At 64.7% G+C, this 12,615-nt stretch carries 10 protein-coding genes; 9 read left to right on the top strand and 1 reads right to left on the bottom strand.

The window, feature by feature from the left end; genetic code table 11:
* Positions 1–52: 52 nt before the first annotated feature.
* The 9 genes from MWN52_RS10070 to MWN52_RS10030 all read left to right on the top strand — a co-directional run bounded on the left by MWN52_RS10070 (position 53) and on the right by MWN52_RS10030 (position 11,348).
* The gene (locus MWN52_RS10070; RefSeq protein WP_286574528.1) at positions 53–2,008 is read left to right on the top strand and encodes a cytochrome c/FTR1 family iron permease; all 1,956 of its coding nucleotides are present in this window, start codon (positions 53–55) and stop codon (positions 2,006–2,008) included.
* Between the two features lie 10 nt (positions 2,009–2,018).
* Entirely contained in the window at positions 2,019–2,720 is a 702-nt protein-coding gene (locus MWN52_RS10065; RefSeq protein ID WP_131658879.1) for a cation efflux transmembrane domain-containing protein, read from the top strand.
* The gene (locus MWN52_RS10060; protein WP_130518311.1) at positions 2,717–3,142 is read left to right on the top strand and encodes a hypothetical protein; all 426 of its coding nucleotides are present in this window, start codon (positions 2,717–2,719) and stop codon (positions 3,140–3,142) included. Before MWN52_RS10065 ends, MWN52_RS10060 begins: the two co-directional genes overlap by 4 nt.
* A gap of 64 nt (positions 3,143–3,206) precedes the next feature.
* Positions 3,207–4,487 carry a TolC family protein gene (locus MWN52_RS10055; protein WP_165421928.1) on the top strand — a complete coding sequence of 427 codons (1,281 nt, stop codon included), beginning with the start codon at positions 3,207–3,209 and terminating at the stop codon, positions 4,485–4,487.
* An 11-nt stretch (positions 4,488–4,498) separates the two neighbouring features.
* The gene (locus MWN52_RS10050) at positions 4,499–5,644 is read left to right on the top strand and encodes an efflux RND transporter periplasmic adaptor subunit (RefSeq protein WP_165421929.1); all 1,146 of its coding nucleotides are present in this window, start codon (positions 4,499–4,501) and stop codon (positions 5,642–5,644) included.
* A gap of 40 nt (positions 5,645–5,684) precedes the next feature.
* A complete protein-coding gene (locus tag MWN52_RS10045; RefSeq protein WP_286574522.1) occupies positions 5,685–8,813 on the top strand; it encodes an efflux RND transporter permease subunit in 3,129 nt (1,042 codons plus the stop codon).
* Positions 8,810–9,130 carry a P-II family nitrogen regulator gene (locus MWN52_RS10040; protein ID WP_130518319.1) on the top strand — a complete coding sequence of 107 codons (321 nt, stop codon included), beginning with the start codon at positions 8,810–8,812 and terminating at the stop codon, positions 9,128–9,130. Before MWN52_RS10045 ends, MWN52_RS10040 begins: the two co-directional genes overlap by 4 nt.
* A gap of 34 nt (positions 9,131–9,164) precedes the next feature.
* Entirely contained in the window at positions 9,165–10,415 is a 1,251-nt protein-coding gene (locus MWN52_RS10035) for a sodium:proton exchanger (RefSeq protein ID WP_286574521.1), read from the top strand.
* Between the two features lie 36 nt (positions 10,416–10,451).
* The gene (locus MWN52_RS10030; RefSeq protein ID WP_130518323.1) at positions 10,452–11,348 is read left to right on the top strand and encodes a cation diffusion facilitator family transporter; all 897 of its coding nucleotides are present in this window, start codon (positions 10,452–10,454) and stop codon (positions 11,346–11,348) included.
* A 130-nt stretch (positions 11,349–11,478) separates the two neighbouring features.
* Here the strand turns inward: MWN52_RS10030 and MWN52_RS10025 are convergent, their stop codons facing one another.
* A complete protein-coding gene (locus MWN52_RS10025) occupies positions 11,479–12,546 on the bottom strand; it encodes a DMT family transporter (protein ID WP_130518325.1) in 1,068 nt (355 codons plus the stop codon).
* Positions 12,547–12,615: the final 69 nt, after the last annotated feature.

Raw genomic sequence — 12,615 nt, 5'->3', positions numbered from 1 at the left:
TACGGACTTTACGCTGTGCACTTGTGCGGTGCCAACCCGGCGCCCTTTATGGATGTCCGCCGCCGTGCGATTCGTAGCCCGACTCGGTTTGCTGCTCTCCTTGGCCTGCGCATTTGGTGCGGCAGTGGCCGCCGAGCCCGCCAATCCGCGCCAGACCTGGCAACTGCTGGATTACATCGCCGTGGACTACGCCGGCGCGGTGCAGGGCGGGCAGGTGGTTGCGCCGGCGGAGTACGCCGAGATGCGCGAGTTCGCCGCGACCGTGCGAACGCAGCTGTCGGCGCTGCCGGCAACCCCGGCCCAGACGGAGCTGATCGCGCAAGCTGATCAGCTGGTGGCGACCGTGGAGGCCAAGGCCGAGGCGCATACGGTCGCCGCGGCCGCCCACCGGCTGGCCGACGCGCTGCTCAAGAGCTATCCCATCGCGGCGGTGCCTTCGACACCGCCCGACCCGGCACGGGCCGCGTCGCTATACGGGCAGCAATGCGCCGGCTGCCACGGTGCCTCGGGCCGGGGTGATGGTCCGGCGGCGGCCAGCCTGAATCCGCCCCCGATCAACTTCACCGATGTCGACCGCGCGGCGCGGCGCAGCCCACTGGCGCTGTATCAGGCGATTTCGCAGGGCATCCAGGGCACGGCCATGACGGGCTTCTCGCAGATGTCGGAAGCCGACCGCTGGGCCCTGGCGTTCTATGTCGGTGGCTTGGCGTACCCCGAAGAGGCGCGAGCGAAAGGCGAGGCCCTGTGGCGCGAAACCGAGGCGGTACGTCGTCGGATTCCGACCCTCGAATCTCTGACCCAGACCAGCGAAGCCGATCTCGCCGCCTCGCTCGGCGAGGCGCAGCAAGCCCAGGCGATCATCGCGTACCTGCGTTCGCAGCCGCGGGCGGTCACAACCCCCACCGCGGAAGCGAAGAATGACCCGTTCGCACTGGCGCGCCAGCGCCTCGCGGGCAGCGTGCAGGCCTTTGCCGCGGGCGACGCCACGCAGGCCAAGGCCCTGGCCCTCTCGGCGTACCTGGATGGCGTCGAGCCGGTCGAACCGACGCTGGCGGCCCGTGATAGCGCCCTGATGCGCGAAATCGAAACCGCCATGAGCGAGTACCGCGCACAACTCGGACGGAATACGCCAACGACCGAAGTGACGGAACAGGCCGACCGGATCAGCACGTTGTTCGATCGCGCCGCCAGCGTGCTGCAGGATAGTCACACCGACAGCACGACTGCCTTCCTCGGCAGCTTCACCATCCTGCTGCGCGAGGGCCTGGAGGCCTTGCTGATCGTGATCGGCATGATCGCCTTCCTGCGCAAGGCGGAACGACGCGAGGTGCTGCCTTACGTGCACGCCGGTTGGATCGGCGCTTTGCTGGCCGGCGTGGTGACCTGGGCGATCGCCACCTATCTGGTCGGCGTCAGTGGCGCCAACCGCGAGGTCACGGAAGGCCTGTCCGCGCTGTTCGCGGCGATCGTGCTGCTCAGCGTTGGTATCTGGATGCATCAGAAGAGCCTGGCGGGCCGCTGGCAGCAGTACCTCCACGCCAAGATGTCGGCCGCGCTGACGCGGCGCTCGGCGATCTTCCTGTTTTCGCTGGCCTTCATCGCGGTCTACCGCGAGGTATTCGAGACGATCCTGTTCTTCATCGCCATGTGGAGCGAGCACAACGGCGGCGCGATCGTCGCCGGACTGGTGGCTGGTAGCGCTGCGCTGGCCGCAATCGCGTACTGGATGCTGCGGATGAGCAAGCGCTTGCCGATCAGCCAGTTCTTCTCCATCAGTTCGATCCTGATTGCCGTGCTTGCAGTTGTGCTGGTGGGCAAGGGCATCGCCGCATTGCAGGAAGCCGGCTGGATCGGGCAAGCGCTGGTCGCCGTGCCGCGGATCGATTGGCTCGGCGTCTATCCGTCCTGGCAGTCGTTGACGGCCCAGATCGTGGTTGCCGTGATCGCGGTCGGCGGCTTCTATTTCAATGCCCGTTCTTCGCGTGCCCTGGCGCGCGCGGCCGATTGAGGATCTCTCGATGAGCGATTGTGGTTGCCACGACACCGCCGCCACGCTGAGCAAGAACACCGACCACGCCCGTCGCCGGGTGTTGTGGGTCGTGCTGGCGATCAATGTGTTGTTGTTCGTTGGTGAGTTCAGCGCCGGTTGGTGGGCCGACTCCAGTGCGTTGCAGGCCGATTCGCTCGACAGCCTGGGCGATGCGTTGGTCTATATCCTGAGCTTGTGGGTGATCGGCGGAACGCTGCGGCAACGAACCAAGGCCGTGTTTCTCAAAGGCGGCATCCAGGCACTATTCGGCCTCGCAGTGCTGGTCGAGGTTGGGCGTCGCGCATGGTTGGGGGCCGAGCCCGTCGCGCCGATCATGGCGATCGCCGCGAGCATCGCGCTTGTGGGCAATTTGATCTGCTTCGGGTTGCTGACGCGCTTTCGCAGCGACGACATGAACATGCGCTCGGTCTGGCTATGCTCGCGCAATGACCTGGTCAATAACGTCGGCGTGATTGCAGCAGCAGGGCTGGTGAAGTGGTTCGATAGTCCATGGCCGGACTTGCTGATTGGCCTGCTGGTCGCCGTGCTGTTCCTGCGCACGGCGGCCCATGTCCTCACTGGGGCGTGGCAGGACTGGCATCGTCCGGAGTCTGTGGTTGTCACCCAGCCGTCATCGTGTGGCGTGCGACGTTCCCCCGCACCCGACGCTGCCGCCAACCGTCGCGGATGAAATTTCATAACGTCCAGCCGGGTGTGTATTGTGCGCGGGTGACTTCGGCCGCCTCCCGTACCTTGCTCGCCCGCCTGCGCGCTTCTGCGCGGCTGGCCGTGCTTGTGCTGCTGGTGTTCGCGCTGAAGCTGGGTGCCGCCGCCGCCTGCGTCAAGCATGATTTCGCGGACATGGGCTTCGGCACGGATGGCAGCCATGCCGTGGCGGTGAAGGCGTCGCCGCTGGATGGCGGTAATGACGATTCCACGAAGCTCAAGCTCGGGCATGCCGCTTGCAGCCACTGCGGTTGCCATCACGCGGCCGCCATGGTGCCGGATACGCAGGTCGCGCTTGTGCTCGTGCCGCAGGCACTGCCTATGCGTACGTCCGGGTTGCCGCCCAGCGCGTCGCAGCCATTGGAGCTGAGGCCACCGATCGTCTGAGTCAGGTGTTATGCCCCTTGGGCGCGGAGCGCCCGAGGACACTGTCGACTCAGAGGATCCTCCAATGCACCTTGTTCGTTCGCCGCGACGACGTCGCGTCGCGCGGCTGGCCGCCCTAGCCCTGGCAGCAAGCTTGCTGTCGGGCCTGGCCGTGGCCGCCCAAGCTCCCGAGACACAGGCCCCCGCCGCACTTCGCAACGCGCTGCAGGCCGCCTGGCAACACCATCCCAGTTATCGTGCCATCGAAGCGCAACTGGCCGCGGCGCGCGCCCGGTTCGATGCAGCCGGACAGCCGCTCTACAACCCCGAAGTGGAGTTGGCTGGCGATGATGAAGGCCCGGATCGCACCACAACTGCGGGCCTCAACCTCACGCTCGATCTGAGCGGGAAACGCCGTGTGCGTCGCGAAGCGGCCTCCGCGCGGGTCGATCAAGCCACCGCTGAAGCGAAGCTGCGGCGCCGCGATTTCGCCAAACAGTGGTTCGCCAGTTGGGCGGAGCTGCAGACGATGCAGCAACGCGTGCGTACCGGTGAACGCCGATTGGCGTTGGTGACGCGCTTCGGCGATTTGGCGCAAAAGCAGTTTGCGGCCGCCGACATTTCCGGGTTGGAGCGCGATTTGGCGCTGCTGGCCCGTGATGAGGCGCAGGCGGAGCAGTCGCAACTCGTCGCCGAACAGGCGGAGGCCGAGGCGCGTTTCCGCGCGGTCGGCGGCTCACCGGAACTCCTGGCGAGCCTGGCGCTGCCCAGCAATGCATTGCCACCGCCGACGGCGCCCCAAACCGGCATCGAACAGTTGCCCGATTGGCAAGCCGCACAAGCTGCTGCGCTCGCCGCCGAACGCGAAGTCACCGTCGCCCGTCGTAATCGCATCGCCGATCCCACCGTGGGCGTGCGTGGAGGGCGGATCGATTATGGCAATGTCCAGGACAACGTGATCGGCGTGTCGCTCAGCATCCCGCTTTACGTGCGCAATTCGTATCGCGCCGAGGTGGTGGCGGCCCAGGCCGATGCGGATGTCGCGGTCGCGGAAGCCGAACGCGTGCGCGTTGAACTCGATGCCGATCGCCGCCGCGCCATCGACAGCTACGCCGCCGCGCAATCGGCCTGGGCGCGCTGGCAGGCGAGCCGCGGCACGGATGTGGAGCGTCGCGCCAATCTGCTGGAAAAGCTCTGGCGCGAAGGCGAGCTGTCTACCGCCGACTACCTGCTGCAACTCAAGCAGACCCTCGACACGCAGCTCGCCGGCGCCGAACTCGAAGCGCGCCTGTGGCGCAGCTACGCCGACTACCTCGCCGCCACCGGACAGCTCGAGCGCTGGGCCGGCCTGGAGGGCACCCCATGAGAGAAATTTCGATGACCCCGTTCCGCCTGATGTCCCCGCTGCTGGCCGCGGCGTTGCTGCTTGCCATGGCCGCGTGTTCCAAGTCCCCATCGACCGAGTCCGCCACGACCGAAGCCGAGGGCGCTGAAGCGCCTGCCGAAAGTGAAGCCGGCATCGCGCCCGTCAAGCTCGATGCTGCGGCGATGAAAGCGGCCGGCATCGTCGTGCAGGCGTTGCAACCCGCCTCGATGAGCGAGCAACTGCGTGCGCCCGGTGAAGTGCTCGACAACGCTTACGGCACGGCGCTGATCACACCCAGCGTCGAAGCCCTGGTCGTGCGTCGCCATGCCAAGCTCGGCGACGAAGTGCGTACTGGTACACCGCTGGTGACGCTGTCCAGCGTCGAGGTCGCCAATGCCCAGGCAGAGTTGCGCATCGCCGAACAGGAATGGCGTCGCGTGTCCGCGCTTGGCCGTGAAGCTGTGTCCGGGCGCCGCATCAACGAGGCGCAGGTCGCGCTCGATCGCGCCCGTGCCACCGCGCAGGCGTACGGCTTGCCGGGCACGGCGGCTGGGCGCAGCAACGGCCAATTCACCTTGACCGCGCCGCATGCAGGACGCATCACCGAGGATGCGGTCGTCATCGGCGAAAAGATCGAGCCGGGCAAGACGCTGTTCCGCCTGGTCGATGAATCGGTGGTCTGGGTTGACGCGAAGCTGCCGTCCGGGATCGTCCCGCGCATCACGCCTGGCACGGAAGCAACCGTCGTATTCAACGGCGAACGCCTGACGGGCACCGTCCAGCACCCCGCGCATCGCACGTCGGACGCGACCCGCAATGCGGTGGTGCGTATCGAGGTGCCCAACAAAGGCGACCAACTGCATAGCGGCGATTACGTCGATGTATTCTTTGAAGCCAGCGACGCCACCAATGGAAAGAGCCCTGCTGCGACGGTCGTGTCGGTACCGACCGACGCGGTGGTGCAGTTGGAAGGCGACACGGTCGTGTTCCGCCGCAACGCGGCAGGTGCGCTGGAACCGACGCCTGTTCGAACCGGTGAGGCGATCGGTGATCGAACCGTCATCCGCGAAGGCCTCAAGCCCGGCGACGCCGTTGTGGTCGAAGGCGCTTTTGCCGTCAAGGCGCAGATGCTCAAGTCGCAGTTGGGGGAAGAGTGATGACCCCTGACGCCAAGCCCGCCTTTGCGGGAGGTGCGCCATGCTGAATCGCCTGGTCGAACTCTCCCTGCGTTACAAGTTCCTGGTCCTGATCGTGTTCGCGGTGGTTGCGTTCCTTGGCATCAGCGCGGTACGCGACGTGCCGATCGATGCGTTTCCCGACGTGACGCCGGTCCAGGTCAACATCTACACCGAGTCCCCGGGTCTGGCTGCCGAGGACGTCGAGCAGTTGCTCACCACGCCGGTGGAATCGGCGCTGGCCGGCTTGCCGAAGGTGCAGGAAATCCGCTCGGTCAGCCTGTTCGGGTTGTCGTACGTGTCGGTCTATTTCAAAGACGACATGGACATCTACTTCGCCCGCCAGCTGGTCAACGAACGCCTGCAGGAAATCGGCGACCGCCTGCCAGAAGGCTATGGCAAGCCGGGCATGGGCCCGAACACGTCGGGCCTTGGGCAGGTGTACTGGTACACGGTCGAACGTGCCCCTGGTGTCACCAAGGATCAGGTCAGCGACATGGACTTGCGCACCTGGCAGGAGTGGACCGTGCGTCTGATCCTGCGCACCGCCCCTGGCGTGGACGATGTCAGCTCCTGGGGCGGCGGCGAACGCCAGTATCAGGTCCAGATCGATCCGCAACGCCTCTACGCCCGCGGGTTGGGCTTTGGCGATGTCATCAACGCGTTGCCCGCCAACAACGGTCAAGTCGGTGGCAACGTGATGGACGTGGGCCGCGAACAGTTCCTGGTGCGCGGCTTGGGCCTACTGAAATCGACCGAAGACATTGGTGCGATCGTGCTCAAGGCCGAGGACGGCGTGCCGGTGTACCTGCGCGACGTGGCGACCGTGATCGAAGCCCCCGCGCCGCGTTTCGGTGCGGTGACGCGCGACGGCCAGGAAGTCGTGATGGGGCAGGCACTGGCCCGGATCGGCGAGAACGCCAAGGACGTGGTCGAGGCGGTCAAGGGCAAGCTCGATGTGGTGCGCGATGCGTTGCCCAAGACCATGGTGCTCAAGCCCATCTACGAACGCACCGATCTCGTCAACAAGGCGGTGGAGACAGCCGTACGTGCATTGGTGGAAGGCTCGCTGCTGGTCGCGGTGATCCTGTTCCTGTTCCTTGGGGAGGTCCGCTCGGCGCTGGTGGTGATCGTCACCCTGCCGCTGGCTATGCTGATTGCCTTCATCGGCATGGGGCAAGTCGGCTTGTCCGCCAATCTGATGTCGCTCGCGGGCCTGGCGATCGGCATCGGCATGATGGTGGACGGCGCGGTGGTGATGGTCGAGAACGCGTTCCGGATCATGGCCGAGCGATTGGAGCACGGCGAGAAGGTCGACAAGACCTCCGCGGTGCTGGCTGCCGCCAAGGAAGTCGCCAATCCGATCACCTTCGCGATCGGCATCATCATTGTGGTGTTCCTGCCGCTGTTCTCGCTGGAAGGTCTCGAAGGCAAGATGTTCAAGCCAATGGCCTTCAATATCGCCTTCGCCATGGCCGGCTCGCTGATCCTGAGCCTGACCCTGATCCCGGTGTTGGCCTCGATGATCCTCAAGCCCAAGCCGGAGCGTGACACCTGGCTGGTCGCACGGATCAAGCGCGGTTATCGCCCGCTGCTGGACAAGGCACTGGCACGCAAGCGTGTGGTGGTGGTCAGTGCCGTCGTGGCGCTGATGGCGAGCCTCGCGTTGTTCCCGTTCCTCGGCAAGGAGTTCATGCCGCAGCTGCAGGAAGGCTCGATCATGTGGCGGATCACCGGCATCCCGTCGACCTCGCTCAACGAATCGATCCGCACCAGCAACACGATCGCGGCGGCGTTCAAGCAGTTCCCCGAGGTCGAGACCACGCTGGCGATGATCGGCCGCGCCGAGAAGGGCGAGACCGCCGACGTCAACTACATGGAGATCTACACCGCGCTCAAACCTGAGGACGAGTGGAAGTCGGGCCGCGACATCAAGCAACTCGAAGCGGCGATGCAGGAGACGCTGGAAAAGGTGGTTCCCAACGTGGTGCCCGGTTACACCCAGCCAATTCAGATGCGCGTAGAGGAGTTGATCTCTGGTGTGCGCGCCACGCTGGCGCTCAAGCTCTACGGCGAAGATTTGGGTGAGCTCGACAAGCTCAGCGGCCGGATCAAGCGCGTGCTGGACAAGGTGCCTGGCGTGGCTGATCTCGCCCTGGAAGCCAACATCGGCAAGCCGCAGATACGCATCGCGGTCAAGCGCGACGAACTCGCCCGACATGGCATGAACGCCGAGGAGGTGCTCACCATCGTCCGCAATGGCTTGGGCGGCGAACCGGTGAGCGTATTGCTCGATGGCGTGAAACGCTTCGACATCGCGGTGCGGCTGGATGACGCGACACGCGATTCGGTCGAGTCCTTGCGCCGCATCCCGTTGCGCACCGCGACCGGCGCCCTAGTGCCGCTGTCGGAGGTCGCCGACATCAACGTGGCCGAAGGCTACTCGTTCGTACGCCGCGAGCAGTTGCAACGCTATGCCGTGATCCAGATGGATGTGCGAGGCCGCGACGTCGATGGCTTCGTCCAGGACGCTGAGGCAGCGATCAAGCAACAGGTGAAGTTGCCGCCGGGGTACTGGATCGAGTGGGGCGGGGCGTTCGAGAACCAGCAGCGCGCCTTGGCCAAGCTGGCGCTGATCGTGCCGGTCACGATCTTCTTCATCTTCGTGCTGCTCTATACCGCGTTCAACTCGGTCAAGTACGCCGCGCTGATCCTGGCCAACGTGCCGTTCGCCACCATAGGCGGCCTGCTGGCATTGTTCGTCACCGGCCAGTACCTGTCGGTGCCCTCGGCGATCGGCTTCATCGCGGTGTTCGGTGTGGCAATGCTCAACGGCATCGTGCTGGTGAGCTTCCTCAACGAGCTGCGCGAGAAGGGGCTGTCGGTGCGCGAGGCGGTGGTGCAGGGCACGGCGCTGCGTCTGCGACCGGTGCTGATGACCGCGAGTGTGGCGATCCTTGGCCTGGTGCCGATGCTGCTCTCAAGCGGTGTGGGCGCGGAAACCCAGCGTCCGTTGGCAACCGTGGTCGTCGGCGGCCTGATCAGCTCGACGCTGCTCACGTTGATCCTGCTTCCGGTTCTGTACGAATGGCTTGAAAACCGTTCCGACCTCAAGACGGTCGAGCGCAACTCCAGGGAGACTGCGTCATGAAACAGATCAAGGCATTCGTGCACCGCAACCGCGTCTCGGACTTGATCCACGCGCTGGGAGCCGCCGGCTTCCAGCGACTCAGCCTGTTCGACGTGAAAGGCCTGCTGCGCGCACTCAGTGCGCGCGAGCAGGAGTATTCCGTCGAGTTCGGCGATCAGGTGATCAACGAAGTGCAGATGGAGCTGTTCTGCGAAGACAGCGATGTGGCCCGGGCAGTGGGGATCTTCCGCCAAGTCGGGCACACGGGTCGGCCCGACGCCGGCTGGGTCTATGTCAGCCCGGTCGAGCAGGCGTTTGCGATCGATGGCGCCGTGTAGTGGCGTGGCGTAGCCCCGGTTGAGGATCAGACACATGACCCGAGCACACAACGCAGTACGCGAGTTCGTGATTCCGGTGGGTGTGGCGGCGCTGGCAGTTGTGCCAGCGCTGTTCCTGCGCGTGACCGGTGGCAGCGTTGGTGCGCTGGGCGACATGACCCTGTTTGGCGTCGCCATCCTCGCGGCGGGGTTCCTGTTGTCCTGGGGTGCGGAGGCCGCGGAGAAATACGTGTCCACCGGCTTTGTGCTCGCAATCGTGGCGCTGATCACGGTGTTGCCCGAATACGCGGTGGACTTCTACTACGCCTACCGTGCCGGCCACGATCCGACATCCGGGTACGTGGCCTATGCCGCCGCCAACATGACGGGCGCCAACCGTCTGCTGATCGGCTTGGCATGGCCGTTGCTGGTGGGGCTGCATTGGTGGCGTTCGCGCCAGCGCGGCATTGCGTTGCAATCCGAAAATGCGGTGGAGATCGGCTTCCTCGCCTTGGCGAGCCTGTATGCCTTCGTGATCGTGCTGAAGGGCTCCATCGGCCTGATCGATTTCGTGGCTTTGCTGGTGTTGTACGGGTTCTACCTGAGACGGACCCTGCAGTTGCCCAGAGCCGATGAGGACGAAGAAGAGGAGGAACCTGGACTAGGTGCCATCATCGCCTCGATGTCTCCGGGTTTGCGCTGGACAGTGATGGGACTCATGGCGGCAACAGCCATGGTTCTTATCGTGCTGTCGGCCGAACCGTTTGCCGAATCGCTGATCCAGGCGGGGCGCAGCCTCGGCATCGACGAGTTCCTGCTGATCCAATGGCTGGCGCCTTTGGCGAGCGAAGCGCCGGAGGTTGTCGTGGCGATCCTGTTCGTGCTGGACGGCCGAGCGCGGGCGGGGTTGACCATGGTGATCAGCGACAAGATCAACCAGTGGACGCTACTGGTAGGCATGCTGCCGATTGCGATGAGCATCGGTGCCCACTCGTTGTCGACGCTGCCGCTGGACGCCCGGCAGCATGAAGAGTTTTTCCTGACGGCGGCGCAGTCGTTGTTTGCGTTGGCGCTGCTGTTGCCGTTGCGGCTGAGCCTCTGGAGCGCCGTGGCGCTGGTCAGCCTGTTCGTGATCCAACTAGCACTGGCCTTCTTCTATCAGGCAACGCCAGAGCGCGAGATTGCCGTGCTCACAGCGCTGGCCTGGGTGTATCTCGCTTTGGCCGTCATTTTGCTGGTGTGGCACGCGCGACGCGTACCTGCACTGGCACGGGCTGCCTTCGGCACAGTTCCACAGGCCGAATGACTCATCAATTCATCACGTGATTGCAAAGGAACTCTTATGGGCGCAGGACATGATCACGGTACGGGCGAGATTCAGCACGAGCGCCCCCTGTGGTGGGCCTTCGGGCTCACCGCAGCCTTCCTGATTGCGGAAGTGGCTGGCGGCTTGATTACCAACAGCCTGGCGCTGTTGTCGGACGCCGCCCACATGATGACCGACGTGATCGCGTTGGCGATCTCGCTGATCGCCGTGCGCCTTAGCCGTCGACCGCCGGATGCCAAGCGCACGTATGGTTATGCGCGGATGGAAGCCATCGGCGCGATGATCAACAGTGGCCTGTTGTTCGTGGTCGCTGGCTACATCCTTTGGGAGGCGATCGGGCGGTTCCGGCAGCCACCGGAGGTCGCTTCGATGGGCATGCTGGTGGTTGCGGTCATCGGGCTGGTGATCAACCTGATCTCGATGCAGCTCCTCAAGGCCGGCAGCGGTAGCAGTCTCAACGTCAAGGGCGCGTATCTGGAGGTCTGGAGCGACATGCTCGGCTCCATCGGCGTAATTATCGGCGCACTTGTCATCCGCTTCACTGGCTGGACGGTGGCCGATCCGATCATTGCCGTGCTGATTGGCCTATGGGTTCTGCCACGCACGTGGACTCTGTTGCGTCAGGCGGGCCATGTGCTGATGCAGGGTGTGCCCGAGGGAATTGAGTTGGACTCCGTCCGCAGCCTGTTGCTCCAGCATCCGGCAGTGGCCCAGATCCACGACTTGCACGCCTGGTCGCTGGGATCGCGGCAGACCGTGGTGACGGCGCACATCGTCCTACGAGAAGGGAAAGACGATCCCGAGGAGGTGCGGTTGTCGTTGTTGACGGCGCTGGAGGATCGTTTCAACGTGCATGACGCCACGTTGCAGGTCGAAAGGAAGGCCTGCGAGGACGGTCACGCCCATGCGTAATTCGCCGACAAACTGTGTGCCATCCACGTAGACCGCCGCATCCTGGTTCTCGAGAGCCTCGTATTGCACGGTTCCGGCAGGTGGAGCGCATCAAACCAGACCATTGGGGCCGAGTTGGCCATGCGCAATGTCAATGTCCGTGTCGGTGGTGCAAGTCCGGATAGTGTGGGTGCGAATGCACCATGGGCTCATGCTGATGCAGGTGAGAATGAGGTTCGCGCCCATCCCATGGAAAGTCGTGTGCGTGCTGATGGTGCATATCATGGATATGAAGATGTTCGTGAGCCATTGCCTCATGCGCATGCGCGTGGTCGTGGCGTTCACTGACATGCAGCCACACGCCCAGGGCCATCAGCGCGCCGGCGATCCAGAATCCAGGAGTGGGCGCATCACCCAGTAGCACTAGCGACAGGGCCGCGCCGACGAAGGGCGCGGTCGAGAAGTACGCTCCCGTGCGCGCTGCGCCCAAATGGCGCAGGGCTAGCACGAACGCCACCAGGCTGATTCCATAGCCGACCAGGCCGATGGCGCCAGCGGACATGACATGCGGCGCATCCGGCAGTTGCTGTCCGATCAGCAGGGCGATGGTGATGTTGATCGCACCGGCGACGCCGCCCTTGATTGCCGCGACCTGTACGGGGTCGCCCCCGGAGACTTCCCGGGTCAGGTTGTTGTCGATCGCCCAGCAGGCGCAGGCTCCGGCGATCGCGAATGCTCCCCACGGCAAGCCCGCCGCTGGGGTCTGACCCCAGGACAGGATCACTCCGCCGACGACGATTACCACCATGCCGAAGAAGATGCGGATGTCCACGTTCTCGCGGAACACCACCCAGGCGATCACGGCCGTCAGCACGCTTTCCAGGTTCAGCAACAGCGACGCGGTTGACGCGGGGGTGTGGCTCAACCCCAGCATCAACAGCACCGGCCCCAGTACACCGCCGAAGAACACCGCCCCCGCCAGACAAGGCAGATCCCGTCGCTGTAGTGGTGCTTCCGCCGCAGTCTCGCGGGGACGCAGGCGGCGCAACAGTAGCCAGGTGCCTAGCCCAAGGCCTGAACCCGCATACAGCAGCCCGGCCAGCAGCATGGGCGACACGTCGTTGATTAGCAGTTTCGCCAGAGGTGTACTGGCACCAAACAACAGCGCGGCGAGCAAGGCCGGGCCAAGGCCGGGTGTCAGTTTCAGCCAGTTCTTCATATACGAACGATGTGGCACTTCGAGCGCACAAATGCATTACTTGGCACAAGGTATCCCGTTTGCAACGGG

The sequence above is a fragment of the Pseudoxanthomonas winnipegensis genome, assembly GCF_030322905.1.
Classification (GTDB): domain Bacteria; phylum Pseudomonadota; class Gammaproteobacteria; order Xanthomonadales; family Xanthomonadaceae; genus Pseudoxanthomonas_A; species Pseudoxanthomonas_A winnipegensis.
Note: the sequence above shows the minus strand (reverse complement) of the source record. Positions and strands in the feature narration are given on the sequence as shown.

Bases quoted from the DNA above. Each gene is read 5' to 3' on its own strand.
- MWN52_RS10070 (WP_286574528.1), top strand. From the start codon at position 53: ATGTCCGCCGCCGTGCGATTCGTAGCCCGACTCGGTTTGCTGCTCTCC.
- MWN52_RS10065 (WP_131658879.1), top strand. From the start codon at position 2,019: ATGAGCGATTGTGGTTGCCACGACACCGCCGCCACGCTGAGCAAGAAC.
- MWN52_RS10060 (WP_130518311.1), top strand. From the start codon at position 2,717: ATGAAATTTCATAACGTCCAGCCGGGTGTGTATTGTGCGCGGGTGACT.
- MWN52_RS10055 (WP_165421928.1), top strand. From the start codon at position 3,207: ATGCACCTTGTTCGTTCGCCGCGACGACGTCGCGTCGCGCGGCTGGCC.
- MWN52_RS10050 (WP_165421929.1), top strand. From the start codon at position 4,499: ATGACCCCGTTCCGCCTGATGTCCCCGCTGCTGGCCGCGGCGTTGCTG.
- MWN52_RS10045 (WP_286574522.1), top strand. From the start codon at position 5,685: ATGCTGAATCGCCTGGTCGAACTCTCCCTGCGTTACAAGTTCCTGGTC.
- MWN52_RS10040 (WP_130518319.1), top strand. From the start codon at position 8,810: ATGAAACAGATCAAGGCATTCGTGCACCGCAACCGCGTCTCGGACTTG.
- MWN52_RS10035 (WP_286574521.1), top strand. From the start codon at position 9,165: ATGACCCGAGCACACAACGCAGTACGCGAGTTCGTGATTCCGGTGGGT.
- MWN52_RS10030 (WP_130518323.1), top strand. From the start codon at position 10,452: ATGGGCGCAGGACATGATCACGGTACGGGCGAGATTCAGCACGAGCGC.
- MWN52_RS10025 (WP_130518325.1), bottom strand. From the start codon at position 12,546: ATGAAGAACTGGCTGAAACTGACACCCGGCCTTGGCCCGGCCTTGCTC.